This is a genomic window from Sneathiella sedimenti, assembly GCF_017313765.1.
Classification (GTDB): Bacteria; Pseudomonadota; Alphaproteobacteria; order Sneathiellales; family Sneathiellaceae; genus Sneathiella; species Sneathiella sedimenti.
In genome coordinates, this window is sequence record NZ_JAFLNC010000003.1 from 422,209 (window position 1) to 448,406 (window position 26,198).

General features: G+C 53.7%; 24 protein-coding genes. 10 read left to right on the plus strand and 14 right to left on the minus strand.

The features are described from left to right. Positions 1–6: 6 nt before the first annotated feature. The 6 genes from deoC to J0X12_RS11320 are packed head-to-tail and all read right to left on the minus strand — an operon-like array spanning position 7 to position 6,486. Positions 7–993, minus strand: coding sequence for a deoxyribose-phosphate aldolase (gene deoC / locus J0X12_RS11295; protein WP_207045739.1), 987 nt, complete (start codon positions 991–993; stop codon positions 7–9). Beyond that, on the minus strand, positions 980–1,846 hold the full coding sequence (locus J0X12_RS11300; protein ID WP_207045740.1) for a purine-nucleoside phosphorylase: 867 nt from the start codon (positions 1,844–1,846) through the stop codon (positions 980–982). The genes deoC and J0X12_RS11300 overlap by 14 nt, the downstream gene beginning before the upstream one ends. Continuing rightward, entirely contained in the window at positions 1,846–2,817 is a 972-nt protein-coding gene (locus J0X12_RS11305; protein ID WP_207045742.1) for an ABC transporter permease, read from the minus strand. Before J0X12_RS11305 ends, J0X12_RS11300 begins: the two co-directional genes overlap by 1 nt. Further along, positions 2,817–3,938 carry an ABC transporter permease gene (locus tag J0X12_RS11310; protein ID WP_207045744.1) on the minus strand — a complete coding sequence of 374 codons (1,122 nt, stop codon included), beginning with the start codon at positions 3,936–3,938 and terminating at the stop codon, positions 2,817–2,819. Before J0X12_RS11310 ends, J0X12_RS11305 begins: the two co-directional genes overlap by 1 nt. Continuing rightward, entirely contained in the window at positions 3,938–5,491 is a 1,554-nt protein-coding gene (locus J0X12_RS11315; protein WP_207045746.1) for an ABC transporter ATP-binding protein, read from the minus strand. Before J0X12_RS11315 ends, J0X12_RS11310 begins: the two co-directional genes overlap by 1 nt. An 11-nt stretch (positions 5,492–5,502) precedes the next feature. Beyond that, positions 5,503–6,486 (minus strand): BMP family lipoprotein, encoded by a 984-nt coding sequence (locus tag J0X12_RS11320; protein ID WP_353890905.1) that lies wholly within the window; start codon positions 6,484–6,486, stop codon positions 5,503–5,505. A 246-nt stretch (positions 6,487–6,732) separates the two neighbouring features. Here J0X12_RS11320 and upp point away from each other — a divergent pair, with 246 nt between their 5' ends. Together upp and lpxC are read left to right on the plus strand one after the other, a co-directional pair. Then, positions 6,733–7,383, plus strand: a complete 651-nt coding sequence (gene upp / locus J0X12_RS11325; RefSeq protein WP_207045750.1) for a uracil phosphoribosyltransferase — start codon at positions 6,733–6,735, stop codon at positions 7,381–7,383. Positions 7,384–7,510: 127 nt separating this feature from the next. Continuing rightward, a complete protein-coding gene (lpxC, locus tag J0X12_RS11330) occupies positions 7,511–8,446 on the plus strand; it encodes a UDP-3-O-acyl-N-acetylglucosamine deacetylase (protein WP_207045752.1) in 936 nt (311 codons plus the stop codon). 97 nt (positions 8,447–8,543) lie between these two features. On the opposite strand, the gene J0X12_RS11335 is transcribed toward lpxC, so the two are convergent. Then, on the minus strand, positions 8,544–8,930 hold the full coding sequence (locus J0X12_RS11335; RefSeq protein WP_207045754.1) for a helix-turn-helix domain-containing protein: 387 nt from the start codon (positions 8,928–8,930) through the stop codon (positions 8,544–8,546). 409 nt (positions 8,931–9,339) lie between these two features. Here J0X12_RS11335 and J0X12_RS11340 point away from each other — a divergent pair, with 409 nt between their 5' ends. Genes J0X12_RS11340 through ligA form a run of 3 tightly spaced genes read left to right on the plus strand, consistent with a single transcriptional unit; the run spans position 9,340 to position 13,949 of the window. After that, on the plus strand, positions 9,340–10,164 hold the full coding sequence (locus J0X12_RS11340; protein WP_207045756.1) for an outer membrane protein assembly factor BamD: 825 nt from the start codon (positions 9,340–9,342) through the stop codon (positions 10,162–10,164). A 13-nt stretch (positions 10,165–10,177) separates the two neighbouring features. Then, complete coding sequence (recN, locus tag J0X12_RS11345) at positions 10,178–11,839, plus strand: DNA repair protein RecN (protein ID WP_207045758.1); 1,662 nt, start codon at positions 10,178–10,180, stop codon at positions 11,837–11,839. A 4-nt stretch (positions 11,840–11,843) separates the two neighbouring features. Next, positions 11,844–13,949: an NAD-dependent DNA ligase LigA gene (ligA, locus tag J0X12_RS11350; RefSeq protein WP_207045760.1), complete on the plus strand. Its 2,106-nt coding sequence runs from the start codon at positions 11,844–11,846 to the stop codon at positions 13,947–13,949. 13 nt (positions 13,950–13,962) lie between these two features. Here ligA and J0X12_RS11355 read toward each other — a convergent pair whose 3' ends face one another. Beyond that, a complete protein-coding gene (locus tag J0X12_RS11355; RefSeq protein WP_207045762.1) occupies positions 13,963–15,966 on the minus strand; it encodes an aminopeptidase P family protein in 2,004 nt (667 codons plus the stop codon). Between the two features lie 212 nt (positions 15,967–16,178). Here J0X12_RS11355 and J0X12_RS11360 point away from each other — a divergent pair, with 212 nt between their 5' ends. Further along, positions 16,179–16,460: a hypothetical protein gene (locus J0X12_RS11360; protein WP_207045764.1), complete on the plus strand. Its 282-nt coding sequence runs from the start codon at positions 16,179–16,181 to the stop codon at positions 16,458–16,460. A 45-nt stretch (positions 16,461–16,505) separates the two neighbouring features. Further along, entirely contained in the window at positions 16,506–17,030 is a 525-nt protein-coding gene (locus J0X12_RS11365; RefSeq protein WP_207045766.1) for a DUF1127 domain-containing protein, read from the plus strand. Positions 17,031–17,101: 71 nt separating this feature from the next. Here J0X12_RS11365 and J0X12_RS11370 read toward each other — a convergent pair whose 3' ends face one another. The 5 genes from J0X12_RS11370 to gpt form a co-directional block, all read right to left on the minus strand. Further along, positions 17,102–17,962, minus strand: coding sequence for a 50S ribosomal protein L11 methyltransferase (locus J0X12_RS11370; RefSeq protein WP_207045768.1), 861 nt, complete (start codon positions 17,960–17,962; stop codon positions 17,102–17,104). Beyond that, the gene (locus J0X12_RS11375) at positions 17,946–20,225 is read right to left on the minus strand and encodes an ATP-dependent helicase (RefSeq protein WP_207045770.1); all 2,280 of its coding nucleotides are present in this window, start codon (positions 20,223–20,225) and stop codon (positions 17,946–17,948) included. The genes J0X12_RS11370 and J0X12_RS11375 overlap by 17 nt, the downstream gene beginning before the upstream one ends. Before the next feature lie 53 nt (positions 20,226–20,278). Then, on the minus strand, positions 20,279–22,072 hold the full coding sequence (locus J0X12_RS11380; RefSeq protein ID WP_207045772.1) for a chloride channel protein: 1,794 nt from the start codon (positions 22,070–22,072) through the stop codon (positions 20,279–20,281). A 107-nt stretch (positions 22,073–22,179) separates the two neighbouring features. Further along, entirely contained in the window at positions 22,180–22,968 is a 789-nt protein-coding gene (otnI, locus tag J0X12_RS11385; RefSeq protein WP_207045774.1) for a 2-oxo-tetronate isomerase, read from the minus strand. A 4-nt stretch (positions 22,969–22,972) separates the two neighbouring features. Next, positions 22,973–23,473: a xanthine phosphoribosyltransferase gene (gene gpt, locus J0X12_RS11390; protein ID WP_207045776.1), complete on the minus strand. Its 501-nt coding sequence runs from the start codon at positions 23,471–23,473 to the stop codon at positions 22,973–22,975. 127 nt (positions 23,474–23,600) lie between these two features. Between gpt and J0X12_RS11395 the strand changes: the two genes are divergently transcribed. Both J0X12_RS11395 and J0X12_RS11400 read left to right on the plus strand, forming a co-directional pair. Next, positions 23,601–23,846, plus strand: coding sequence for a hypothetical protein (locus J0X12_RS11395; protein WP_207045778.1), 246 nt, complete (start codon positions 23,601–23,603; stop codon positions 23,844–23,846). A gap of 122 nt (positions 23,847–23,968) precedes the next feature. Beyond that, positions 23,969–24,661: an NnrU family protein gene (locus J0X12_RS11400; protein WP_207045780.1), complete on the plus strand. Its 693-nt coding sequence runs from the start codon at positions 23,969–23,971 to the stop codon at positions 24,659–24,661. Positions 24,662–24,663: 2 nt separating this feature from the next. Here J0X12_RS11400 and J0X12_RS11405 read toward each other — a convergent pair whose 3' ends face one another. Then, the gene (locus tag J0X12_RS11405) at positions 24,664–25,125 is read right to left on the minus strand and encodes a PaaI family thioesterase (RefSeq protein ID WP_207045782.1); all 462 of its coding nucleotides are present in this window, start codon (positions 25,123–25,125) and stop codon (positions 24,664–24,666) included. 105 nt (positions 25,126–25,230) lie between these two features. Here J0X12_RS11405 and J0X12_RS11410 point away from each other — a divergent pair, with 105 nt between their 5' ends. Next, positions 25,231–26,133 carry a LysR family transcriptional regulator gene (locus J0X12_RS11410; RefSeq protein ID WP_207045784.1) on the plus strand — a complete coding sequence of 301 codons (903 nt, stop codon included), beginning with the start codon at positions 25,231–25,233 and terminating at the stop codon, positions 26,131–26,133. Positions 26,134–26,198: the final 65 nt, after the last annotated feature.

Genomic DNA, 26,198 nt, shown 5'->3' on the forward strand with positions numbered 1-26,198 from the left:
TCTACCTCAGGCCATTGGGTGGCGGAAATCGGCCGAATAGCGACCGGTGACGAAATGCTCCAGCTGGCGTTCAATATCCCCAAGCAGGCTTGAGGCGCCTATGCGGAAGAGGTCAGGTTCCAGCCAGTCATTCCCGAGTTCTTCTTTCATCATAATAAAATAATTCAGCACATCTTTTGCGGTGCTGATTCCCCCGGCGGGCTTATAGCCGACCTTGTAGCCTGTCATTTCAAGATACTCGCGGATCATTCTTACCATGACAAGGGTGACAGGCAGGGTCGCATTCACGCTTTCCTTTCCCGTCGAGGTCTTGATGAAATCCGCGCCTGCCATCATGGCAACCATGCTGGCCTTGGCGACGTTGCGAAGTGTTGTGATATCGCCGGTCCCAAGGATCGCCTTCATATGTGCGTCTCCAGACGCGGCGCGGAAGCTTTTGACTTCATCATAGAGCGCCTGCCAGTTGCCGGTCAGCACATGTCCGCGGGTGATCACGATATCGATTTCCTTTGCGCCCGCCGAGACGGAAGCCTCAATCTCCTTTACGCGAAGATCGAACGGGCTTAGTCCGGCGGGAAACCCGGTAGAGACGGCGGCAACGGGGATGTTCGTCCCTTTTAACGCCACTACCGCCGTTTCCACCATGCTGTGATAGACACAAACGGCACCCGTCGTGATCTTACGCTCGTCCATTCCCAGCGCGTTCAGCACATCGGGTCGGACAGGTTGACGCGCCTTGGCACAGAGGCGTTTGACACGGCCTGCTGTATCATCCCCGCTCAAGGTTGTGAGATCGATACAGGTCACGGCCTTCAGAAGCCAGGCAGCCTGATGCTCCTTCTTGACGGTGCGCCGGCCGGGCAGGGTGGTGGCCCGGCGCTCGACCGCGCTTAAATTCACACGGATTCTGTCCAGCACATCAAGGTCTAGCGGCATGCCGGGATTGCGTGCATGACCCTCGGCGGCCGGTTTCAAGGGGCTAATCGATGCCATTTTCCGTGCTCCGAATATGAACTTTCAAAAGTTCCCGCTTCAGGGTTTCCAAAAAGACAATGACCAGACTTTCAAGATCCGCCGCGGCAATTTTTGCGCATTCGAGTGTTTGTTCGTGGCTGAGCTGGGTCTTGCTCATTCCGGCGGCAAGATTGGTAATGTTTGAAATTGCCGCAACACGCAGGCCGCAGTGGCGGGCGACGAGTACTTCCGGGGTTGTCGACATGCCCACCGCATCGGGGCCGAGCGTCTTGAAGGCCTGTATTTCAGCCGGGGTCTCAAAATTGGGTCCGAGGTAATGCAGATAGACGCCTTCATGAAGAGTGATCCCCAATTCCTTCGCGACTGCAGACAGATGCTTGCGAAGGGTTGGATCGTAGGCATTTTCCATCGAGAAAAACCGTGGCCCGAATTCATCATCGTTCGGACCCACCAACGGGTTGAGGCCCGTGAAATTGATATGATCCTTGATCATCATCAGACTGCCCGGTCCCATTTTCTTGCGAAAGCTCCCCGCCGCGTTGGTGAGCAGCAGTATCTCGACACCGAGCAGTTTTAGCATCCGGACGGGAAGAGCCAGATCGGGTGGATTGACACCTTCATAATAGTGGACGCGCCCCTGCATGCAGGCAACCGGCATCCCGCCAAGGCGTCCCAGAATAAGACGCCCTGCATGGCCTTCCACCGAGGAAATCGGGAAATCCGGGATACTCTCGTAATCAATGGTTGCGATCGTTTCTATCTTCTCCGCGAGGCCACCGAGACCGGAGCCGAGGACAATGCCGACACGAGGGGCGAAGCCCGGCGCGGAGTTCTTAACGAAGTCAGCGGCTTTATGCGGGTCAAGCGTCATTATCTTTCCTTAATATAGGGTTCACCAATTGCTTTCGGCGGATGAGCCTTGCCCACAAATCCCGCGAGCAGCAATACAGTGAGTATATAGGGGAGTGCCTGGATAAACTGAACAGGAATAACGCCAATCAGGGGAAGGTCGACCCCTTGCAGCCGTGCCTGAACCGCATCGGTAAAGGCAAAAAGCAGACAGGCGAACAAGGTGGGGACCGGTCGCCACTTGCCAAAAATAAGGGCGGCAAGCGCGAGGTATCCCTTTCCGGCGGTCATGTCACGGATAAAGCCGGCACCATGGGCGGTAGAGAGGTAGGACCCGGCAATACCGCACAGAAACCCGGTCATTATCAGCGCTTTATAACGGAGCCAGTCGACGGAAATTCCGGCAGTATCCACCGCATGAGGGTTTTCACCTACGGCCCGCACGCGGAGGCCGAAACGGGTTTTATAGAGGATCCAGGCGCAAATCGGCACCGCCGCCGCCGCCAGATAGACAATGATATTGTGATTCGAGATCAATTCCACATAGAGGTATCCGAAAATCGGGATATCCCGTGATGATTCCGCAAAGGGGAGAATGATTGACTTGAATCGTGCATCGCCGCTCAGGGACGGTGTCTGTCCGCCCATGCTGAACCAGGCGTAGCCGAGTGTCGGCGTCAGGCCGGCCACGACGATATTGATGGCCATGCCCGAGACTACCTGGTTTCCTTTGTGGGTGACGCAGGCATAGGCATGCAGCATCGACAGCGCAATCGACGTAAGAATGCCGGCCCCGAGCCCAACCCAGGCGGATCCCGAAACGGCCGCCACGGCGGCGGCGGCGAAGGCCGCACCCAACATCTTGCCTTCAAGGCCGATATCGACGACGCCCGCCCGCTCCGAGAACATACCGGCGAGCGCGGCCAGCACGAGTGGGGTGGCCACCCGGAAGGTGGCATCGAGCAGAAGGACGATGATCTGGAATGTCTCCATCAGCGAGCCTCCACCGGTCGGGCCGGGGCGAAGCGGCGATAGATGGCCTCTATCTTCGGCCGGAACATATGTTCAAGTGCCCCCGAGAAGAGAATGATCAGCCCCTGAATGACGATGACCATTTCCTTGTTTATGGACTTCATCTCAAACGCAAGTTCCGATCCGCCCTGATACAGCGCGCCGAAGAGGAGGGCGGCCAGAAATATTCCTATAGGGTGGTTGCGCCCCATCAAGGCCACGGCTATTCCGGCAAAGCCGTATCCACCTGTAAAATCAAGGATCAGCCGATGGTGGACGCCCTGAATCTCATTAACGCCCACAAAGCCGGCGAGGGCGCCGGAAATCATCATGGCGAGTATGATGTTTTTTGAGGGCGATATACCGGCATATCGAGCGGCGGTCTCGTTCTGACCAACGACGCGGATCTCATATCCCCATCTCGTGTGCCAGACCAGAAAGTAAAATCCGGCACTCAATATCAGGGCATAGACAAAGGAAAGGTTGAGCGGAGTCTTCGGCATGCTCACGACTTCATGGATATAGGGAAGCCAGGTTGTTTCGATAATGGGGCGGCTTTCCGGAGACTGCCCATTTGGATCGATCAGCACCTCCACGAGTAGATATGTCATGAGCGAGGCGGCTATGAAATTGAACATAATCGTCGTGATCACGATGTGGCTGCCACGCTTTGCCTGAAGATAGGCCGGGATATAGGCCCAGGCTGCGCCGAAAATAGCCGCGGCCCCCATCGCAAAAGGAATGATCATCCAAAGCGGCATCCAGTCCATATAGAGACAGACGAGGCCAACGCCTATCCCGCCAAGGGCCGCCTGACCTTCCGCACCAATGTTGAACAGGCCGCAATGAAAGGCGATCGCCACCGCCAGGCCGGTAAATATGAAGTTGGTCGTATAGTAAAGGGTATAGCCGACCGCCTCCGGGTAGCCGAAGGCGCCATAGATCAATACCTTTAGCGCCTCGATGGGGTTGTCCCCGATAATCAGGATGACAACTCCTGAAATCAGGAGTGCCGCAATGAGATTAACCAGCGGGATTAACGCATAGTTCACCCATCCGGGAATTTTGAGAGGCGCACCGAATTTGACTTTTTCCTCTGCCATCAAACCGCTGCCTTTGCGCCGGAAGACGCATCCCTGACACCTGCCATCATCAGACCGAGTTGGGCTTCCGTCGCCTCTGAAGCGGCAAGCTCCCCGACGATTCCCCCGTCGAACATCACCGCGATCCGGTCGGCGAGGGACATGACCTCTTCGATTTCAACGGAAACAACAAGGATGGCCTTTCCCGCATCGCGCATCTTGATGAGCTGCTTATGGATAAATTCGATGGCGCCAATATCGACGCCCCGTGTCGGCTGGCCGACCAGCAGGACATCCGGATTTTGCTCCATCTCCCGCGCGAGAACGAGTTTTTGCTGATTGCCGCCAGAGAATCCCGATGCTTTAAGGTAAGGATCCGGCGGACGCACGTCATATTTCTCGATATAGGTCTGGCAGGTTTCGACCATTGCCCTGCGATCAAGGCGCAGTCCCCGATTATATTCGGGTTTGTCATGATAGCCGAGAACGGTGCATTCATTTGCGCTGAAAGACAGAACAAGGCCGGACCGGTGGCGATCCTCGGGCACATGCCCGAACCCGATTTTCCTTAAATTCCGGGCCGCGAACGCCTTGCTCCCGACGAGTTCTTTTCCCTCAAACCGAATGCTGCCCGAAGTGGGGGTGAGCATGCCCCCAAGAACTTCCAGCAGCTCTGACTGACCATTGCCGGAGACCCCGGCGATTCCAAGAATTTCACCGGCCTTGAGGTCAAGATTTATATCTTTAAGGCGTGGAACATCGTCTGCATCAATATAAGTGAGGTTACGGACAGCGACGAGGGTATCCTTGGGGCGGGCGGGTTCCTTCTCTACCTGCAAGAGGACCGAGCGGCCGACCATTAATTCCGCGAGGGCGGCTTTGCTTGTTTCACTTGTCTTCACATGGGCGACCATCTCTCCGCGCCGCATAACCGAAACATTGTCGGTGATCGCCATGATTTCCCTGAGCTTGTGGGTAATCAGGATTACCGTCTTTCCCTGGTCGCGAAGCGTATCGAGAATTCGGAATAGATGATCAGCCTCCTGCGGGGTCAAGACGCCGGTCGGTTCATCGAGAATAAGGATCTCCGCCCCGCGGTACAGCGCTTTCAGGATCTCGACACGCTGGCGGAGGCCGACCGGCAAATCGCCGACCGTTGCATCGACATTGACTTCGAGGGCATATTCCTTTTCGAGGCGGATCAGCTCTTTCCGGGCAGATGCAAGTCCCGCTGACAGCCGGTAACCCCCTTCAACCCCGAGGACAATATTTTCAAGGACGGTGAAGGTATCCACGAGCATGAAATGCTGATGAACCATGCCAATCCCGGCTTCAATCGAGCTTTGCGGATTCTCAATATGACAGTTTTGGCCATTTACACAAATGTCACCGCTATCGGCCTGGTAAAAGCCGTAAACAATGCTCATCAATGTTGATTTTCCGGCACCATTTTCGCCGACAATACCGTGGATGCTGCCCCGATCCACCGACAGGGAAATATCCTTGTTCGCGTGGACCGGGCCAAAGCTTTTGTTGATACGGCGTAATTCCAACGCCGGACTTTGTTCTGACATGACAGTCAGACTTATTTATCCATATAATTCGTGACTTTGATCTTGCCGGCGATGATGTCAGCCTTTGCCTTGTTCATGGCAGCAATCATGTCTTCCGTCAGAACTCCCTTGTTCCATTCATCAACAGAGAAACCGACGCCATCTTCTTCAAGTCCAAGCACCTGTACGCCGGGCTTCCAGGTTCCGTCCTTTGCAGACATCATTGTGTTATAGACAGCGACATCAACGCGTTTGAGCATGGATGTCAGCATCGTTCCCGGGTGCAAATGGTCCTGATTGCTGTCGACACCAATCGCCAGCTTTTTCTCGTCGGCTGCGGATTGCAGAACGCCAAGACCGGTTCCCCCAGCGGCCGCAAAGACGACATCTGCATTACGGTCAAACTGGCTCTTCGCGAGCTCGCTACCTTTTGTCGGGTCGTTCCAGGCGGCAGGGGTCGTGCCCGTCATGTTCTCAATGACTTCCGCATTCGGGTTCGCATAGAGGACGCCCTCTTTATAACCCAGGGCGAATTTCCGGATTAGCGGAATATCCATGCCGCCAATAAAGCCGACGGTTCCGGTCTTGCTTGCCATTGCTGCGGCGATGCCCACCAGGAAGGATCCCTGTTCTTCCCGAAACACAATGGATTGGACGTTGGGTAGATCAACGACCATGTCGATGATGGTGAATTTTGTATCCGGATATGCCTTGGCGGCTTTTTCAACGGCTGCGGCCTGGGCGAAACCGATCGCGACAACAATATCCGCCCCTTTGCGGGCCATGCGCTCGGTTGCCTGTTCTCGCTCGGATACCTTGGTGACTTCGTACTCCAGATAATCGATGCCTGTATCGGATTTGAATTTTTCCACGCCGTTAAAGGCCGCCTCATTGAAGGATTTGTCAGACTTGCCGCCCATGTCAAAAACGATCGCGGGTTTGAAGTCTTCGGCCGTTGCCAGGCCGCTTATCGTCAGAGCGGCAGTCGCAATAAGCCCAAGGGCAATCTTTTTCATCATATCGTCACTCCCTATCAAAAGCCCTCCCATTCCGGTTGCAGGAACAAGGGGCGACCTTAAATCCAAAATAGTATTAGACCTTTTAGTCTAATCTTAAGGCCTCATTTCACGAAGTATAGGAAGTAAATTTTCTGATCGCTATAAATTATCGCTATTTTAGGCGTCTAATTAGTGATTTTAAAAGTGGAGTCGGATATTGTCTGGCGTTAAACTCACAGTAATAAAGGAAGGTACCGCTAACTCATGGCCTATGATCCGCGATTTCCGAATCTTCACATACTCGATCATCCGCTTATTGAGCATAAGCTCAGCCATATGCGGAACAAGAACACATCAACGAAAACCTTCCGGCAGCTGCTCAAGGAGATTGCGTTGTTGATGGGATATGAAATTACGCGCCATCTGCCAACAACACTTGAGACAATTGAAACCCCGATTTGCCCGATGGATGCGCCAGTTCTCGCCGGAAAGAAATCCGCGATTGTGCCGATATTACGCGCCGGTCTTGGCATGGCTGACGGGTTGCTTGAGCTGATGCCGTCCGCGCGTGTCGGGCATATTGGTATGTACCGCGATCCGAAAACGAAACGACCTGTCGAGTATTTGCGGAAACTGCCAACAGCGGAAGACCGGACCTTCATACTTGTGGATCCGATGTTGGCGACCGGCTACTCCGCGGCGGCGGGCGTCGACGTGTTGCTGGACCACCAGGTTGAATCGCAAAATATTCACTTCATGGCGCTGGTTGCCGCACCGGAGGGAGTGCAGGTTATGCTCGACCAGCATCCCGATGTGACAGTCTATGTTGCGGCTTTGGATGAAAAGCTGAACGAGAAAGCCTACATTGTTCCGGGTCTCGGTGACGCCGGGGATCGACTCTACGGGACGTTGTAAGAACGTTTCATTCACCATGTTTTTGTGCAGCGCGGTAATAATTGGTAACAATGTTTGATTTGTGTGTACGGGCCGCCTTTCGTACATTCAGCCTGCGAATTTGTGGTAGTAACAAAAGTGGCGGAAAATGGTCGTTTTTCAGAAGACATTACGTAATAGTATCAGCTGTACCGGCGTCGGCTTGCATGGCGGCAACCTGATCAATATGAAATTGACTCCGGCGCCCGTGAACAGCGGTATTGTTTTCAAGCGCACCGATGTTGATCCTGCTATTGCGGAAATTCCTGCGCAGTATAATACAGTATCCGATCTCATGATGTGCACCACTGTCGAAAACGAGGCGCATACCAAGGTGGCGACCGTTGAGCATTTGATGGCGGCTTTGTCTGGCTGCGGTATCGATAACGTGATCGTGGAGCTGGATGGCCCCGAAGTTCCGGTAATGGATGGTTCATCCGCGCCTTTTGTTTTCCTTATTGAATGCGCCGATGTCGTCGAGCAGGAAGCGCCGCGCCGTTATATCAAGGTGTTGAAAGAAGTGGAAGTGAGCGAGGGAGCTGCGAAAGCTAGCCTTTCCCCGGCGGACAATATTTCCATTGCCTTTGAGATCGATTTTGAAAATCCGCGCATCGGCAAGCAAAATTGCCGTTTCAGCCTGCGCAACGGCACGTTCAAGAATGAGCTTTCCCGCGCCCGGACCTTCGGTTTTCTGGGAGAGTTTGAGCAACTCAAAAAACTCGGGTTGGCGAAGGGCGGTTCCCTAGAAAACGCAATTGTCCTTAGCGGTCCGGATATCCTGAATGAAGAAGGCTTGCGTTATGACGACGAGTTTGTCCGTCATAAAGCCCTCGATGCGATTGGCGATCTTTATCTTGCCGGCGCGCCGATCATTGGGGAGTTTTACGGTTTCCGGTCAGGGCATGCGTTGAATAACAAACTGTTACATGCATTCCTCTCAGATAGGGATGCCTGGTGCTATACGACAGAAGCTCCTGTTCGTATTGGTAATGTAGGCGGCGCGCACTGGCCTACTCAGAAAGCTGCGGCGCCTGCCACTGACTGATTTTTCGGGTCACAATCTCACGCTGATTTGTAACATTCGAACATAGAAAAAGGCGCGGACAATGATTCCGCGCCTATATTTGGTTGGTAAAGTATGATCAAGCGGACTTGCGCCGTCTTTCCTTACCCGCTAAACTTTTAATCAAGCCGCTGACTGCCGATCTCACCGCCGGTTCATCAATCTCGCTATAATTGCGTACAAGTTCAATGGTTGAGCGATTCTTGCCGCCATGTTCCAAGGGAATGCTTGTCGTTGATGGTTCGAGATTCTCGAAAAAATAGGCAACGTCTACTTCCAGCCGTTTGGCTATCTCATACAGTCTGCCTGCGCTTACACGGTTGGCGCCCGTTTCGTATTTCTGAACTTGCTGATATGAAATATCCAGCGCCTTCGCCAGATGTTCCTGGGTCAATCCCATCATAGTCCTTCTTTCACGAATCCGTTCGCCGACATGATCGTCGACTCTTTTCGCGACTTTTCCCATTGTCGTTTGGTACCTTTCTAAGTCATCAAATTATTTTATTAGTTGTATTGCAGCCGAGGGTGGCGCCAACCATTCGATGAAATTATTATATTATTATAGGAGAAAATCGAACAGTCGTTCCACCCTTATAAGTAATGTATCACATGACAATGAAAAAAGAAAATACATAAAATCTAACAATAATTAGATAAAATAATTTTATCGGTGCGAAATTTGTTACTGCTATTTATTTCGGGTAGAAAATATACAATTCGGAAGTTGCCAAATTCACAATATTCAAACTATCGTATTTCGAGATTGGCCGACTGGGCATGGAAGAAATCTGAAACCATAACTTCCCCTAAGCGAGCTGTTTGGATAAAATGCTCCGGCATCCGAATATAGTCGGCGTTGAACCAAGAGGGACAAGTTGCAATATCATTTCAATTCAAGCGTTGGCAGAGCGCTGAGCGGTCTCCTGCTTTTAATACTGGTTGCCGGCTGCAGTTCAAATGAACCGGAAGCCTATGTGGAGCGACCGGTGGAAGAGCTGTACAACCAGGCGCTCGCGGACCTGAATAGTGAAAACTATTTCGAGGCAGCAAAAGGCTTTGACGAGGTGGAGCGACAGCATCCTTATTCCGTCTGGTCGACCAAGGCCCAGATTATGTCTGCCTTTGCCTATTATCAAAGCAACGAATATGATCAAGCGATATTGGCCGCCGAGCGATTTATTGAATTGCACCCCGGCAACAAGGATGTCGCCTACGCCTATTATCTTGTCGCTATCTCCTATTATGAGCAAATCACCGGGGTAGAGCGCGACCAGAAGGTGACCCGACAGGCATTGGATGCGTTGCAGAACCTTGTGCGGCGCTTTCCCAATACGGAATATGCACAGGATGCCCGGCTCAAGATAGACCTGACCCGGGACCATCTGGCCGGCAAGGAAATGGCGATTGGCCGTTATTATCTTGGACAAAAATACATGATCGGGGCGATCAACCGTTTTCGTATCGTCGTCGAGCAATACCAAACTACCACCCATGTCCCGGAGGCGCTTCACCGTTTGACAGAAGCATACCTAACGTTGGGTATCACGGAGGAAGCCCAAACGGCCGCCGCCGTCCTTGGATATAACTTCCCGGGCAGTGAATGGTATCAGGATTCCTATGCCCTTCTCGATCAGAATTATCTGAAGCCGGTAGCGAATGAAGATTCCTGGATCGTGAAGGCCTGGAAATCTGTCTTTTAACCGTCGGTCAGGCATGCTGGAAAAACTCTCCATCCGCAATATTGTTCTGATCGACAAGCTGGACATTTCCTTTGAACGCGGGCTGTGCGTCCTTACGGGGGAGACCGGGGCAGGCAAGTCCATTTTGCTGGACAGCCTTGCCTTGGCGCTCGGCGTTCGTGCGGATGCGGGTCTTGTCCGCGTCGGGACGGAGCAGGGCTCGGTCACGGCGGAATTTTCCCTGGTCCCGACGCATCCGGTGTTCTCCATGCTTGGAGATATCGAGGTGGAGTCTGGTGAGCCGCTCATTCTTCGGCGAACGCTCAGTTCGGATGGCCGCAGCCGCGCCAGTATCAATGATCAGGCGGTAAGCGCCAGTTTGCTGCGGACTGTCGGTGAGGCGCTTGTTGAAATCCACGGCCAGAACGCAGAGCGCGGCCTGCTAGACGCGCGGGGACACCGCGCATTGCTCGACCAGTACGCGCGCCTGGAAAAAGAAGTGGTCGCGGTTGGCCGTCTTTACGAAACCTTCCAGAAGGCAAACGAAAATCTTGAACGTGCCCTGCGTGAGATAGAGCAGGCTCGTGTTGATGAGGACTATTTTCGACATGTGGTTGAGGAACTGACGGAGCTTGCGCCCGAGGAAGGGGAGGAAGAGGCGTTGGCCGTGCAGCGCTCCAACCTGATGCATGCCGAAAAAATCGCCGAAGCCCTGCGGGATGCGGAAAAAGCACTGGCAGAGCATGGGGGTGTGGAAAACCGGATTCGAGCCGCGACCCGCGCGGTCGAGCGGGTAATTGAAAAGGCGTCAGGCAAGCTTGATCCGGTACTGGAAAGCCTTGAGCGGGCCGCGATCGAAATGGCGGAAGCGCAGATGGTTATCAATTCCGTTGCCGGGGATCTGGACATGGATCCCGCCGGGCTCGAGGTCGTGGAGGAGCGGTTGTTCGCCCTTCGAGCTGCGGCACGTAAACATAAATGCGAAGTCGTGGACCTGCCGAAATTGTTGGACGGGTTCGCCGCCCGTCTGCGTGCACTGGAGGAGGGAGATCGGGAGATTGGGAGCCTCCGTGCCGCGGCTGCCGAAGCACGCGAGAAATACGTTACTGCGGCAAAAGCGCTGAGTGAAAAAAGACGAGCCGCAGCGCTGGAGATGGATCAGGCCGTGATGGTCGAGCTCGAGCCGTTAAAGCTCGGGGCTGCAAAGTTCACTACAGACGTAAGTGATCTTCCTGATGCGAACTGGGGCCCTTGTGGGTTTGATAAGGTGGCGTTCCTGATTGCGACCAACCCGGGAAGCGCTGCCGGACCGTTAATCAAGATTGCCTCAGGGGGCGAGCTGTCCCGTTTCATGCTGGCGCTGAAAGTTGTGCTGGCCCGTGCGGGTTCCGCACCGACCCTGATCTTTGACGAGGTGGACCGTGGTGTCGGCGGCGCGACGGCTGATGCCGTGGGAGAGCGCTTGCGTCGCCTTGCCGAAGACCTGCAGGTTCTCGTCGTAACACATTCACCGCAAGTTGCGGCCTCGGGCGAGGCGCACTGGAACATCCGTAAAGCCGAAGTAAACGACGCGACGGTCACGTCCGTTGACCGGCTCGACCCTGCGGAGCGGACAGAGGAGATCGCCCGGATGCTGTCAGGGGCTATTATCACTGAGGAAGCCCGGGCGGCAGCGCTAAGCCTAATTGAGGGATAGTCTAGTGGACGTAGAAAATCTGACATCGGAAGAAGCGAAGAGCGAACATGATAGGCTGGCTAAGGAAATAAAGGCCCATGACGTCGCATATTATTCCAAGGATGCCCCGGTTGTCTCCGACGCGGAATATGATCGGTTGCGGCAGAAGCTTCTGGCGCTGGAAGTGCGGTTTCCGGAGCTGATAACGCCGGATAGCCCATCTCAGAGTGTTGGTGTCATGCCAGCCAAGGGGTTTGGCAAGGTCCGCCACAAGATTCCCATGTTGTCCCTGGATAACGCCTTCAGCAATGATGAACTGCGCGAGTTTGAGGGACGTATTCGCCGATTTCTCGGGCTGGATGCGCGCGAGGATGTCGCTTTTTTCGCGGAGCCTAAAATTGATGGGCTTTCTGCCAGCCTGAGATATGAAAATGGAATATTCGTCAAGGGCGCTACACGGGGAGACGGTCAGGAGGGAGAAGACATAACCGGTAATCTCCGCGGGGTTACGGATTTGCCGCTCGAGCTATCCGGCGATCAGGCACCCGTTCCGGATATCTTTGAGATACGCGGTGAAGTCTATATGTCGAAGTCTGATTTCCTCGCGCTCAATGCGGCGCAGTCAGAAAATGGCGGGAAGATTTTCGCCAACCCTAGAAACGCGGCGGCGGGCAGCCTGCGCCAGCTTGATTACGCGATCACCAAATCCCGCAATCTGCGGTTTTTTGCCTATGCCTGGGGGGAGGTGAGCGCCGTTCCCGGCAAGACACAGTCGGAAGTATTGGCTGCTTTCAAGGAGTGGGGGTTCTCCGTCAATCCGCTTTCAAGGGTCTGCGTCAATATGGAGGAAGCAATCGACGCCTACCGTAAGATTGAGGAGCTTCGGGCGACGCTGGATTATGACATTGACGGGGTCGTCTTCAAGGTCAATCGGCTGGAATGGCAGGATCGTCTTGGATTCGTCAGCCGCAGCCCGCGCTGGGCAATCGCCCATAAATTCCCGGCGGAACAGGCCACCACCATCATAGAAGATATTGAGATCCAGGTTGGTCGTACCGGCGCGCTCACGCCTGTTGCTCGGCTTCGTCCGGTGACCGTCGGTGGTGTGGTGGTTTCCAACGCGACATTGCATAATGAGGATGAGATCCGCCGCAAGGATGTTCGTATAGGCGATACGGTGGTCATCCAGCGTGCAGGCGATGTCATCCCGCAAGTGGTTGAAGTTGTCCTCGATAAGCGGCCGGAGGATAGTGTGGCTTACGAGTTTCCAACCACATGTCCGATCTGTGGCAGCCATGCAGTCAAGGAAATAAACGAAAATACCGGCAAGGAAGATGCGGTCCGTCGCTGTACCGGTGGTCTGATCTGCCGTGCGCAGGCTGTTGAACGCCTCAAGCATTTCGTTTCCCGCAATGCGTTGGATATTGAGGGTCTCGGTGCGAAACTGGTCGAAACCTTTTATGAGGATGGCCTGATCCGGAGCCCCGCCGATATTTTCACGCTGGAAAAGCGGGACAGCGCTGACGGGAACCTGACGCGGATAAAGAACCGGGAAGGGTTCGGCGAGAAAGCAACGCGCAATTTGTTTGATGCGATTGACGAGCGGCGGCAAATTACGCTCGATCGGTTTATCTATGCGCTGGGTATCCGTCATATAGGCCAGGGGAATGCGCGTCTTCTTGCCAGAAATTACCTTAGCTTCGCGAGCTTGCGGGAGCGGCTCAGTGAGACGGGGGAGGCTGCCGGGGACGCCTATAGTGACCTTCTGCATATCGATGGAATTGGCGCGGCTGTTGCCGATGCCGTGACCGAATTCTTCCAAGAGGAACGAAATCAGGAGATGCTCGATGACCTGCTTGGCGAGATTGCGGTTACCGACTTTGAAGCCCCGTTACAGGACAGTGTTGTTGCCGGAAAGACCGTCGTCTTTACCGGCACGCTGGAACTGATGACCCGGCAGGAGATGAAGGCGAAGGCCGAAGGGCTTGGCGCCAAGGTCAGCGGGTCCATCTCAGCCAAGACGGACTATCTCGTCGCTGGTGCGAATGCCGGGTCAAAGCTGAAGAAGGCAAAGGAACTCGGCGTTACTGTTCTTAATGAACAGGAATGGCTGGATCTGATTAAGGCATAGACCAGGCAGGCAATTATAGCGGTGCCGTGGCCAGACGCAGCCATTCTGCGACATCCCCCTCTATAAGCGGTTCGAGTTTTTCACGGACCTCATAATGATAGCTGTTCAGCCATGCGATTTCGCTGTCGGTCAGCAGGCTTTTCTCAACAAGGGTCTTGTCAATCGGTGCGAAGGTCAAGGTCTCGAACCCGTAGGTCACGCGCTCTGCTCCTTCCGGTGGGGGGACTTCCCGAACCGTCACCAGATTCTCGATCCGTATCCCGTAAGAACCGGTCTTATAATAACCGGGCTCATTGGAAATAATCATGCCCGGCACAAGGGCGACAGTGCTTGGCGCCTTTGATATCCGCTGCGGTCCCTCATGGACTGACAGATAACTGCCGACGCCGTGACCAGTTCCATGATCATAGTCTAGCCCAGCCGACCAGAGAGGCGCGCGGGCGAGGGTATCAAGCTGGCTTCCGGTCGTCCCCTTGGGAAAGAGTGCGGTTGCTAGCGCGATATGCCCTTTCAGAACCAGCGTGAAACGATGGCGCATTTCAGCGCTTGGCTCACCTATGGCAATGGTCCGGGTGATATCGGTTGTACCATCCAGATATTGCGCGCCGCTGTCGACGAGATAGAGCGATCCGGGTTCCAGGAGCCGGTTTGACGCCTCGTTCGCCCTGTAATGAACGATGGCGCCATTTGGCCCGGCTCCTGAAATGGTATTAAAGCTCAAATCACGAAAGTTCTCCCCGCTTTCCCGAAAGGCGCGGAGCCTGGCTTCCGCGGAAAGCTCATCCACCTTACCTGCCGGCCCATTGACAGAAAGCCAGTGCAGGAACTTTGCAACGGCTGCTCCATCACGAATATGGGCACGACGCGTTCCCTCCACCTCAACCGCGTTCTTTGTCGCTTTTGGTAACAGGCAAATGTCTTCAGCGCGGGTAATCAAAGCCTTCGCCTTTGTCAGCTGGTCAACAATATGCTGGCTGGTGACGGTTGGATCGATTTGCACCTTTTTACCCTGCAGAGCTTGCAATGCCTGTTCAAATTCAGTGGGGGAGTGCAGGCGCACCATATTTCCAAGATGCTCACGCATTGAGGGCGTGAATTTTTTCTCTTCCATGAACAAGTCGACAGTGGCGTCTTGGTGGGTGATTGCAAATCCGAGCGCAAAAGGGGTACAGGGAAGGTCTGCGCCACGGATATTCAGGAGCCATGCAATGACATCCGGCAGCGTGTGGATGATCGCGTCGATTTTTTTCTCCGCGAGCTTGGCGGCAATACGATTGCGCTTGCTGGAAGAACTTTCTCCGGCAAAACGCTCTTTCTGCGGCTGGACGAGCGCGAGAGGAGTCGGGGGGCGATCTTCCCATGCCCTGTCGATCAGGTTTTGAGAGACAGATTTTAACTGAACGCCCATATCCGCCGTAACCTTTTTGAGCGACGACATATTATTTTCAGTATGCAACCATGGATCGACGGCGAGCGTTTCACCCGCGCTCATATTCTCGGCCAACCAGGCGCTCATCGGTTCGTCACTTACATGGCGAGGCGTAAAGAGCGCCACATCTACCTCATTCTTCACCTGAAGGGTATAACGCCCATCGACGAAAATAGCCGCGGCATCCTTCAAGACCGCCGCTACACCCGCCGATCCGGTAAATCCTGTCAGCCATTTGAGCCGTTCAGCCGCCGCCGGTGCCGCCTCTCCATGAAATTCATCATTAAGCGGCACGATAAAGCCGTCGACATTTTCCGCCGCCATCTCTTTACGCAATTTCTGCAGCCGTTCGCCAGAGGCGCCAGGATTGAGGACGATGGCACGGATTTCCCGGCGCAATTCTTCTCTGATCATTTCAAGTTCCCGCGCCGCGTCCTGTTCAAGTCTCGGAAAAAGCTGCTCGAGCAACAGATTTTCATCGGCACGCGGAGGGGCTGCCGCCGAGGCGCGCAATATTTTTATGGCCTCATCTTTGTCGTGGTGAGGCAGCAGTGTGGCGACGGCTTGTTCTAACTTGGCAGTTTCCATGGGATAAGTCCTGAAATATGGCAACCTCCTGAAAATATAGAGGTTCTAATCAGAAATATGGCGCTTTTTTAGCATGAGTGCAACGAGAGCTATGCATTTTTTGCAGAGCACCATTTCGTTCTTTGCGGGCAAATATGTGATGTAAGTCATTGTTTTTTAATGTGTGCGGTGCAATATATGCGTCATCAAGATTGCTTGGTAAGGAAAGTGAAATGTTCGCAAGAAACGAAAAATACGGTGATGCATTGCAATTGCAATATGGCCCGGTAATGGGCGCCCGGTTTGACAGCATGTCGGTAAATCGGCACTTCGGCCTTTCGGGTCTGCTGCAATCCTTGCGAAAACGTATGCGCCTTGCCACTGAACAGAATACCGCTGTTGTTGATTTGGCGATGGGCCCCTTCGGGAAGACGGTCAACGACGGCCACGGAATTACCGGTAAGGCAGTAAATGAAAACTGCTTTTACCCAACGAATAAAAGTAACAAGCGTTAATATCTGTCCGCTTTGTCGGGCGAATGGAACTCAAGGAGTAGCAACATGATTAGCTATGGAAAACAAGAGATTGAAGCGCTCGCATTGATCGAGCCCGTCAACACCAACAAAATACGTATCGATGCTGATACATACATCAGAAGAGCACATGAGTTGAGAAGCCAGTATTTTACCGAAAAACTGTCAAACCTGTATCAGACGACTGTCGGTAAATTCTTGCGCAATCGTGAAATTCAGCTAGCCAAAAGTGCGCTTTACAGCATGTCTGAACGCGAACTGAAGGATATTGGTATTACCCGCAATGAAATTGATCGGGCCGTTGAAGGACGCAAAGAGATGGAAGCAAGTCAGAAAAAAGGTTTCTGGACAACCCTGGCAACCAGGTTCATGGAAGCACAGACTTCTCGGGCAGCATATGTTCACCTGATGTCTATGAACTCTCGCGAACTTGCCGACATTGGATTGACAAGAAGCGAAATCGAAGCCGCCGTCAAAGGTCATCGCAACTATCGTGCGAATGATAACCTTGAACGGCCAAGCAACACAAACGATCACCGTAAAGCCGGTTGATCGTTCGCAGCCGACCTGCCTTCGCCTCCCCATATTGTAGGCGGGTCGGCTGCATAAACTTCCGCCGGGCATTACCGGCCAAGGACCAGCGCGGTCCAACTGCCTATTGAATAGCGGCGCTTGAGCCTTAGCCCCTGCTGAAGATAGGCGCTTCTCACCATAACTTCCTGTGATCCTAGAAGCCCTGAGAGGACCAGCACGCCGTTACTGCTGAGGGCGTCGCATATACCGGGCGCCATTTTAACCAGCGGCCAGGCCAGGATATTGGCGACAATCAAGTCGTAAGGCGCGCGGCTATTGAGTATCCGGCTGTTCAGGCCGGCGGCATGAACGGCTGTTACCAGCGGCGCAAGGCGATTTCTCTCGGCATTGGCGCGGGTCACGTTAACTGCGGCAACGTCAATATCACTGGCGATCACCGGAGTTTTCCAGGCTTTTGCAATCGCCAGCGCAAGGACGCCGGACCCGCATCCCAGGTCGAGCGGGTTCCTGAAGTCCCGGCTCTTCCGCAAATTGTCGAGAGCGACGAGACAGCCATATGTCGTCTCATGCAACCCGGTTCCGAATGCTGCCCCTGCATCGATCAACAGGTTGTAGCGGGAGCGTGCAGGATGCGGCGCATCATGCGAGCCATGAATGTAAAATCGGCCTGCATCGACTGGCGGTAACATTCTCTGGCTTTCGCTCACCCAGTCCTTCTGCACGAGAGGTGCGAATTCGAAGCTGTGCTCGGAAGGCAGCTGGTCAAGAAGGGCGCTGGGAGGTTCCTCGGAAAAGAGAATGTCGAGACGCCAGAGAGAACCGTCGCTCACTGCTTCTTCCATCGAAACCGTCAGCGCGTGTTCCTCAAAAATATCGGTGATGTTCTCTACCTGCTCGAACGGCAGGGTGAGGGTGAGTTGCCAAAGGGGGCACTCAGGCTGCTTGGACAAAATTTTCCATCACTTTCTTGATGCCCGCTTTTTCAAACGCGATTTCCAGTTTTGGGCCGTCCTTTCGGACAATGCGGCCATAGCCGAATTTCTGGTGAAAGATTCGGGTGCCGACCGCGAAACCATCGCCTTCGCTGGTTTGTGAAACGGGTTTGGTGCTGTTATCGATAAACTGCTGGTTGGCGCGCGCGCGTTTATCCAGAATCTCCGCAAGGTGGGAGCTTTCGGGATTCCGCCAACTCGTATGGGAGAAGCCTTCGCTTCGGCGCGTACTGTTATATATCCCCTGATCCGACTGATCTGCAATATGATCCCGCGGAAGCTCGTCAATAAACCGGCTTGGCAGGGAGGATTGCCATTGGCCGTGAATACGGCGGTTGCTGGCATGGCTGATATAGCAGCGCTCTTTCGCTCGGGTAATGCCGACATAGGCGAGCCGCCGTTCTTCCTCAAGTGCTTTTAAACCATTCTCGTCGAGGGCGCGCTGATGCGGGAACAGGCCTTCTTCCCATCCGGGTAGGAACACCACGTCATATTCGAGACCCTTTGCCGAATGCAGCGTCATCAGGCTGACCATCTCGCTGCTGTTATCCGCGTTATTCTCCATCACCAGCGAGACATGCTCCAAAAACTGGCCGAGGCTTTCATATTCCGCCACTGCCGGGACCAGTTCTTTCAGGTTTTCCCGCTTGCCTTCAGCTTCCGGCGATTTGTCCTGCCGCCACATATCGAAGTAGCCGCTCTCCTCAAGGACAGCCTCCACCAGTTCATCCAGTGGGATCAGGTCTTTCTGTGCCCGCCAGTTATCGAAACAGGCCATCAGGTCTTTTAGCGCCGCAAAGGGCTTGCCTTTGAACAGGCCTTTCTCAACGGCAACTGCGGCGGCACCGGACAGGGAAACATTCTCCGTCCGGCTGATGTCGCGCAGTTTTTCCAGTGCCTTGTTGCCAAGGCCGCGTTTGGGCAGATTATAAATCCGTTCAAACGCCAGATCGTCGTTTGGCTGGTTGATAACGCGGAGATAGGCCAGCACATCGCGAACTTCCCGCCGTTCATAGAACCGCAGGCCGCCAATGACCCGGTACTTGATTCCCATGCTCAAAAAACATTCTTCAAAATCGCGGGTCTGGAAGCTGGCGCGGACCAGGATGGCCATCTCCTGCAAACTTGTACCTTTGCGTTCCAGATTCTCGATCTCGTCGGCGATCCAGCGGGCTTCATTCGGGCCGTCCCAAACACCATTCAGAACAATATGGTCGCCTTCATTCCCCTCCGTAAAGAGGGTCTTGCCGAGCCGACCCTCGTTATGCGCAATCAGGCCGGAGGCGGCACCCAGAATATGTGAGGTGGACCGGTAGTTGCGTTCCAGCCGGATAACCTTTGCACCGGGGAAATCATCCTCGAACTTGAGGATATTGCCCACTTCCGCACCGCGCCAACCGTAAATCGATTGATCATCATCACCGACACAACAGATATTGCGATGACCCTGGGCAAGCAGGCGAAGCAGAAGATACTGCGCCACATTTGTATCCTGATACTCATCGACGAGGATATATTTGAAGCGATTTTGATAAAGCGCAAGGACGTCCGGGTTTTTCTGAAATAGGGTCAGAACATGAAGCAAAAGATCGCCGAAATCGCACGCATTCTGCGCCGCAAGCCGTTCCTGGTATATCGCATAGAGGGCGGCAGCCTTGCCATGCGCGAATTCAGAACTGTTGGCGCCCTGAACCTGGTCGGCACGCAGGCCCTTGTCTTTCCAGCGATCGATGATGGCGGCGAGACCGCGCGGCGGCCAGCGTTTCTGATCGATCCCCTCTTCGGTCATGATCTGTTTAAGAAGGCGCAACTGATCATCCGTATCAAGGATGTTGAAATTTCTGTCGAGCCCAATCAGTTCTGCATGGCGGCGGAGCAGCCAGACGCCGATAGAGTGAAAGGTCCCGAGCTTGATCTCAATCGCCTGTGGCCCGATGATATTGGCGGTTCTCTCCTGCATCTCTGCGGCGGCCTTGTTGGTGAAGGTCACTGCGAGAATTTCCCAAGGGCGTACATTGCGTAAATTGAGGATATGCGCAAGGCGCGAGATCAGCACGCGGGTCTTTCCGGTGCCGGCACCGGCGAGCACGAGTACAGGCCCGTCCAGCGCCTCAACCGCTGCACGTTGCCCGCTATTCAGCCCTTCAAGATACGTAAAGTCTTCCGTTGCTGTATGATTTACGGCGTTGTCAAAACTGCCTATGTCAAACCTGTCTTCCATCGCTAAATGATATAGCCCATGGATAACGTCGAAGCTACTCTCGATCTTTGTTGTTAGCGGAAAACTTTGTCGCGGGCGTCGTCCTGGGCGGAAAGCAGGGCTGCATTGTAGGCGTGCAACAGATCCTTGTGATGCAGGATGCCGATAAGGCGCCGTTCATTTGCCCGGTTTATGACGGGAACATGGTCAATACCGGCTTTTTCAATTATCTCGACCGCAGATTTCAAGCTGGTATCTGGAAAGAGAACCGGGCTGTCTTCATGTACAAGGTCAAGCGCGGTGACATTCTCCTGCGGCTCGTCTCCGAAGAGACCGGATTTAAGGTCGCTGTAGTCAATCCGGCCAATAAACTCATGGGTTTCCGGTTCCACCACGACAAATTTGTCATGGTTGGTATTGCTGACGATTTTACGAAGTTCCCGCATGGGTGTGTGTTTGGGGATTTCGATAAATTCCCGGTCCATGATTCCTCGAACCTGCAAAAAGCTGAGTTGGCGGAGCGCGCGGCTTTCGTTAACGTCGACATTACGGTTCAGGAGCTGGGTCTGCCAGATACTCCGCCCATAGATATGCTTGGTGATCAGCGTCGCGACCGAGACGGCCACCATCACGGCAATGGAGATTTTATAGTCACCCGTCAGTTCAAACACGATCAGGATCGTCGAGATGGGAGCGCCAAGGATTGAGGCCGCCACTGCAGCCATGCCTATAATGGCATAAAGCCCGTGGCTTGCCGCCATTTCAGGAAATGCGGTTGCCGCGATCAAGCCAAAGGCGCCGCCCGTCATGGCCCCGATAAAGAGAGAAGGCGAGAAGAAGCCGCCCCCGAATCGCGCCCCGAACGTCACACCGACAGCAATGGTCTTCACAACGATGAGCAGGAGAAGCAGGAGAAGAGGATATTGACCCTTTAGGGCACTATCGGTCGCTTCATATCCGACCCCAATAATCTGCGGAAAGAACAACGCAATGGCGCCAAGAACAACACCGCCTGCCGCCGGTCTTAGGATTTCGGGAATATGAAACCGGTCAATGGTCCTTTCAGAAAACCCGATGCTCCAGATGAAAAGCAATGACACCGCCGCCGCGACGACGCCAAGAAGGGCGATCGCCGGGAATTCCCAGAGCGATACAATCTGGTAATTTGGAATGATAAAGGCCGGAAAATCGCCAACATAAACGCGGCTGATAACTGTGCCGATGACGGAGGCTATCACAATCGGCGCGAAGGCCTGGGTTGCCAAGGAGCCGACAACCACCTCAAGCGCGAAGAACATTCCTGCGATCGGAGCGTTGAAGGAAGCGGCGACACCGGATGAAACGCCGCAGGCAATCAGCGTCATGTAATATTTTGAGGGAAGCCGCAGGCGCTGGCCGATCTGACTGGCGATCAGGGCACAGAAATGGACGACCGGGCCTTCCCGTCCGCTGGACCCGCCACAGCCGAGAGTGAGGGCATTGACGAACAGTCCGCCGATACCCGGCGCCAGCTTCATTTTGCCGCGATTGACGATGACCGCTTCCATGACGTCGGCGACGCCCTGTGCACGATAGCCCGGCAGGATAAATTTCCAGAACAATCCAACAATCAGTCCGCCAACAATTGGCGCCGCCATGATCTGCCACCAGGGCAGAGTATGCGCTTGGGAGAGAATCTCCTGACTGCCGTAACCATAAAAGAACTTTTGTATTTCGCTGATAGCGATCCGGAATCCGACAGCGCCATAGCCAGCGAGAAGACCAATCGCAATGGCGCAGGCTATGAGCTTGACCGGCGTGCTGCTTGTCGCGGTGAGAAGCGGATTGAGTATTTTTTCCCCGGTACGGGAGTTGTCAGAGACGGCCATGGTCAGCCATACGTCCAGTGTGTTTTTATCTTATTAAGTAATTTATTATTCGTAACAACCAGATGTATCTTGATTGTCTTAAAGTTTCAATAAGTTCAAGGCTTTTATTAAGTCGCGCCCAGAAACTCGCGCGCCCAGCCGAGCGTTTCCCGGGTACTGGACGACGGTTTATATTCGCAGCCGATCCAGCCGTCATATCCTTCCGCCGCGAGCAGATCAAAAATATAAGGATAGTTGATCTCGCCATTGTCGGGTTCAAAGCGGTTGGGTGGATTCGCGATCTGGATATGCCGGATGATCGGGGCCAGTTTCTGATACTGCCTGATGATATCTCCATCGGTGCGCTGAACATGATAAATATCGAACTGCAGCCGAAGGTTCGGATGATTAATTTCCTCAATCAGTGCCGCCGCCATGCTTGCGTTACTGAGAAAATAGCCAGGCATATCCCGGGTATTTATCGGCTCGATCAGTGCCGTAATCCCGCTTTTCTCGCAGACCGCTGCGGCCTTTCGGAGGTTGTTCCGGTAGACGGCGAGCTGCGTTTCTTCGGCAACCGTTGTATCCCGTAGCCCCGCCATGACATGAAGTCGGGTGCAGCCCAGTTCCGTGGCGTATTCAATTGCTTGATCAAGGCTGGCCAGAAATTCGGCCTCCCGTCCGGTCAGGCTCGAGAGCCCTCGTTCGCCATTGTTGAAATCACCCGCGGCTACATTGAAGAGCGCCTGCGTCAGGCCATAGTCGTCGAGCCGCTTTTTAATTTCCGCCGCCTCGAATTCATAGGGAAACAAATACTCCACGCCTTTAAAACCGTCACTGGCGGCGGCTTCAAAACGATCCAGGAACGGAATTTCCTGATAGAGAAAGCTCAGGTTGGCAGCAAATTTAAGCGGCAAGCCGTTAACTCCTCTCGCGATTCTCTTCTACAATGGGCTTAACAAAGGAGGGAGCCTGATCCCAGGGGAAGAGTATCCAGGTATCCTGGCTGACTTCGGTAATGAAGGTATCGACCTGCTCCAGCCCTTTCGGCTTGGCATAGATTGTTGCGAAATGGGCTTTCGGCACCATCTTTCGCACATGGCGCGCGGTAATGCCGCTATCAACGAGATCATCCACGATGACCCAGCCTTCTCCCTCGTCAGGCAAATCCAATCCCTTTATGAGATTTACTTCGCCGACTGACCTGTCGTCCCGATAAGCGGCGATGCAGACTGTATCAATATGGCGGATGTCGAGTTCCCGGGCGACAATGGCTGCGGGAACGAGCCCCCCACGTGTCACTGCAATAACGCCTTTGAACGGAGCCTTCTCCATCAGACGCCAGGCGAGAGCCCGACCATTTCGGTGCAATTCTTCCCAGGAAACAGGAAAATACTTGGTATAGCCTGCGCCAATCGACATCTGACATCCCCCACTGTTTATGTTTGCAATGTTTTAAACTGGCTTTGATAAGAATTAAAGCGTCGTTTTTACCAAGACCTCTGAAGAGTGTCTTTTTTCAGGAACAGAATTGCAGTAGGTTTTAACCATGGCATCAAGACCCCCGAGCATGGCACAACTAAAATATCTTCGACTTGGCCGCTACCAGCCGGGGGGCAAGCTGCCGCTTTTCGATCCGAACGGGCAGCAGATCAACAAGACTGTTATTAAAAGCTGCCTGAAAAAAGGGTGGGTACGAACCTGGTTTGACAATCCTATCAAGCCCGACTGGCTTGTCTGCCGCCTGACGGAGGAGGGGATACGGATGGTCGACAAGTACGGGGATCGTCATTAACACGGCCTGCGCGATTTGTGACGAAGGTCGCACAAATGCAAATTCATCCAGAAAATACTTTTGACATCTGTGGTTTGGTGCCTACCTTGCTTAATCCGATTATCAGATAGTGGGGCAGGATCATGACCGGAACCGTTGGTGAACTCATACTCGCGGCGCTTGCTTTCCTCTTAATTCACATCGTCCCGTCAAGCGTTTTGCGAGAGCGGGTCATATCCCAAACAGGCGAAAAAGGCTACATGGCGTGCTTCAGCCTGCTTTCCCTGGTAATCCTAATCTGGCTTGTGATCGCTTATCGTGCAGCTCCAGTTGAGGAGATGTTGTGGGACGCCGGAAACGGCGGGCGGCATCTTGCGATGCTGTTGATGCTGATCGCTTCCATTCTGTTTTTCGGCGCCATTACCAGCCCGAATCCAACGGCAGTTGGCGCCGGAAAGCTGCTTGAAAAAGAAAGCGCTTATACGGGTATAAATGCCATTACCCGCCATCCCATGATGTGGAGCTTTGCTCTCTGGTCCGTTGCCCATATTGTGAACAATGGGGACATCACATCAATTGTCTTTTTCGGTACATTTGGGCTCCTTGCCGTTGCCGGTACTTATTTAATCGATGCGAAAAAGGCGCGTCAGTTAAAGGCCGGCTGGGCAGGATATAAGGAGAGTACGTCGAACATTCCCTTTGCCGCCATTCTACAGGGCCGCGCGACGCTATCCTTCAAGCCGCTGTGGTGGCGCCTTTTACTCGGGATCGTTCTTTTCGCCGCGCTGTATCTCTTACATCCGCTGGTCTTTGGCGTTTTACCAGGTCCGCTGTAGGGTTAATAAATGGCGCAGGTCGTATTTCCGGTGGCATAGAGCTTGCCATCTTCACCGACCAGCCGCGCCTCCGACGTCGCAATCTTCCGGCCTTTGTGAACAACTTCCGCCGTTGCTGTAACTTTTCCCATTCCGGGGAGCATAGCTCGCAGATACTTGACGTTGAGATCGACAGTTGTGTAGCGCTCACCGGGTTCCAAAACCGTGTGAATGGCACATCCAAGCGCGCTGTCTAGGAGCGTGGCGGCGTAACCACCATGGACGGTTCCCAACGGGTTCAGATGTTTGTCGTTCGGATGCCCGGTAAAAATAGCCTTACCGGCGGAAATTTCGGAAAGTTCAAATTCGAGGGTCTGGCCGATCGGTGGCTGGACACCTCCGCCAATTATGGCCTGCAGTTGTTCCAGGCCCGTCATTTCCTTACGGCCTTCTTCGAGTTTTTTCTTTCTATCCAGGGCGTTCATTCGATGTTTCCCTTAAATTAACGGTTTACCGTTTTGAAGATAGGAATTTTTTTTAGAACGAAAATATGCTAAATTTGAATATACTCTATTCAAATATGTATAAATATGTCCTGGGATCATTATCGATATTTTCTCGCAGTCGCCGAAACGGGGAGCTTGTCTGCCGCCGCCCGTCAATTATCTGTGTCCCAGCCAACAGTCGGGCGACAAATTGCCGAGCTGGAGAAAAGGCTGGGAACGCGGCTCTTTGAACGGGCATCACATGGTTATCTGCTAACGCTGGCGGGGCAGCAAATCCGCGATAAGATCAAGGCGATTGAAGCGGATCTGGACGGCGTTGAGCAGGCAATCAGTGGATTGGATAATTCCCTTTCCGGGACAATCCGGATTTCTGCGACAGAAGGGTTCGGAAGCTATTGGCTAACGCCGAAGCTTGGTCTTTTCCAGCGACGCCACCCCAACATCAGGTTTGAATTGATGCTCGACATTTCGGTGGTCGACCTGCGGCGGCGTGAAGCCGATATCGCATTGCGGCTCGCAAATCCGAGGGTATCAGATCTTATCGGGCGACAGGTGGGACAAACGGGCTTTGGTCTCTATGGCGCGCAAGCCTATCTGGACAAGCACGGGCAGCCGAAATCGGTATCTGATCTTGCCAACCATGATTTTATAGGCTGGAAGTCCGGTCAGGACAGGCTTCCGTTCTCCAATGCGTTGGAGAAATATGCAACGCCTGAAATGATCAAGTTCCGATGCGATACCGTCGCAGCGCAAATTGCCGCCGTGCGAAGTGGCATGGGGCTGTTTCTCGCCCCCCATTATCTGGTGCCACGCGATGGTGAAGTTGTTCGTCTGCTGCCTTCGGAAATCCAGCTGAACTTCGATATCTGGCTGCTTACCCACCGTGATCTTGTCAATGTCGGGCGGGTTCGCGCTCTCCTTGATTTTCTGTATGAACAATTCCGCAACGATCGAGATTTCCTGCTCGGCGAGGATCTACGACCTTGATTGTCGAATGCAATTGATGTGTGTTAATGTCGGCGTCAATGAAATCTGGTTGGCATGAGGAAAAA

Excerpts from the sequence above, each read along its gene's own strand:
- deoC (WP_207045739.1), bottom strand. The coding sequence starts at position 993 with ATGGCATCGATTAGCCCCTTGAAACCGGCCGCCGAGGGTCATGCACGC.
- J0X12_RS11300 (WP_207045740.1), bottom strand. The coding sequence starts at position 1,846 with ATGACGCTTGACCCGCATAAAGCCGCTGACTTCGTTAAGAACTCCGCG.
- J0X12_RS11305 (WP_207045742.1), bottom strand. The coding sequence starts at position 2,817 with ATGGAGACATTCCAGATCATCGTCCTTCTGCTCGATGCCACCTTCCGG.
- J0X12_RS11310 (WP_207045744.1), bottom strand. The coding sequence starts at position 3,938 with ATGGCAGAGGAAAAAGTCAAATTCGGTGCGCCTCTCAAAATTCCCGGA.
- J0X12_RS11315 (WP_207045746.1), bottom strand. The coding sequence starts at position 5,491 with ATGTCAGAACAAAGTCCGGCGTTGGAATTACGCCGTATCAACAAAAGC.
- J0X12_RS11320 (WP_353890905.1), bottom strand. The coding sequence starts at position 6,486 with ATGAAAAAGATTGCCCTTGGGCTTATTGCGACTGCCGCTCTGACGATA.
- upp (WP_207045750.1), top strand. The coding sequence starts at position 6,733 with ATGGCCTATGATCCGCGATTTCCGAATCTTCACATACTCGATCATCCG.
- lpxC (WP_207045752.1), top strand. The coding sequence starts at position 7,511 with ATGGTCGTTTTTCAGAAGACATTACGTAATAGTATCAGCTGTACCGGC.
- J0X12_RS11335 (WP_207045754.1), bottom strand. The coding sequence starts at position 8,930 with ATGGGAAAAGTCGCGAAAAGAGTCGACGATCATGTCGGCGAACGGATT.
- recN (WP_207045758.1), top strand. The coding sequence starts at position 10,178 with ATGCTGGAAAAACTCTCCATCCGCAATATTGTTCTGATCGACAAGCTG.
- J0X12_RS11355 (WP_207045762.1), bottom strand. The coding sequence starts at position 15,966 with ATGGAAACTGCCAAGTTAGAACAAGCCGTCGCCACACTGCTGCCTCAC.
- J0X12_RS11360 (WP_207045764.1), top strand. The coding sequence starts at position 16,179 with ATGTTCGCAAGAAACGAAAAATACGGTGATGCATTGCAATTGCAATAT.
- J0X12_RS11365 (WP_207045766.1), top strand. The coding sequence starts at position 16,506 with ATGATTAGCTATGGAAAACAAGAGATTGAAGCGCTCGCATTGATCGAG.
- J0X12_RS11375 (WP_207045770.1), bottom strand. The coding sequence starts at position 20,225 with ATGGAAGACAGGTTTGACATAGGCAGTTTTGACAACGCCGTAAATCAT.
- J0X12_RS11380 (WP_207045772.1), bottom strand. The coding sequence starts at position 22,072 with ATGGCCGTCTCTGACAACTCCCGTACCGGGGAAAAAATACTCAATCCG.
- gpt (WP_207045776.1), bottom strand. The coding sequence starts at position 23,473 with ATGTCGATTGGCGCAGGCTATACCAAGTATTTTCCTGTTTCCTGGGAA.
- J0X12_RS11395 (WP_207045778.1), top strand. The coding sequence starts at position 23,601 with ATGGCATCAAGACCCCCGAGCATGGCACAACTAAAATATCTTCGACTT.
- J0X12_RS11400 (WP_207045780.1), top strand. The coding sequence starts at position 23,969 with ATGACCGGAACCGTTGGTGAACTCATACTCGCGGCGCTTGCTTTCCTC.
- J0X12_RS11405 (WP_207045782.1), bottom strand. The coding sequence starts at position 25,125 with ATGAACGCCCTGGATAGAAAGAAAAAACTCGAAGAAGGCCGTAAGGAA.
- J0X12_RS11410 (WP_207045784.1), top strand. The coding sequence starts at position 25,231 with ATGTCCTGGGATCATTATCGATATTTTCTCGCAGTCGCCGAAACGGGG.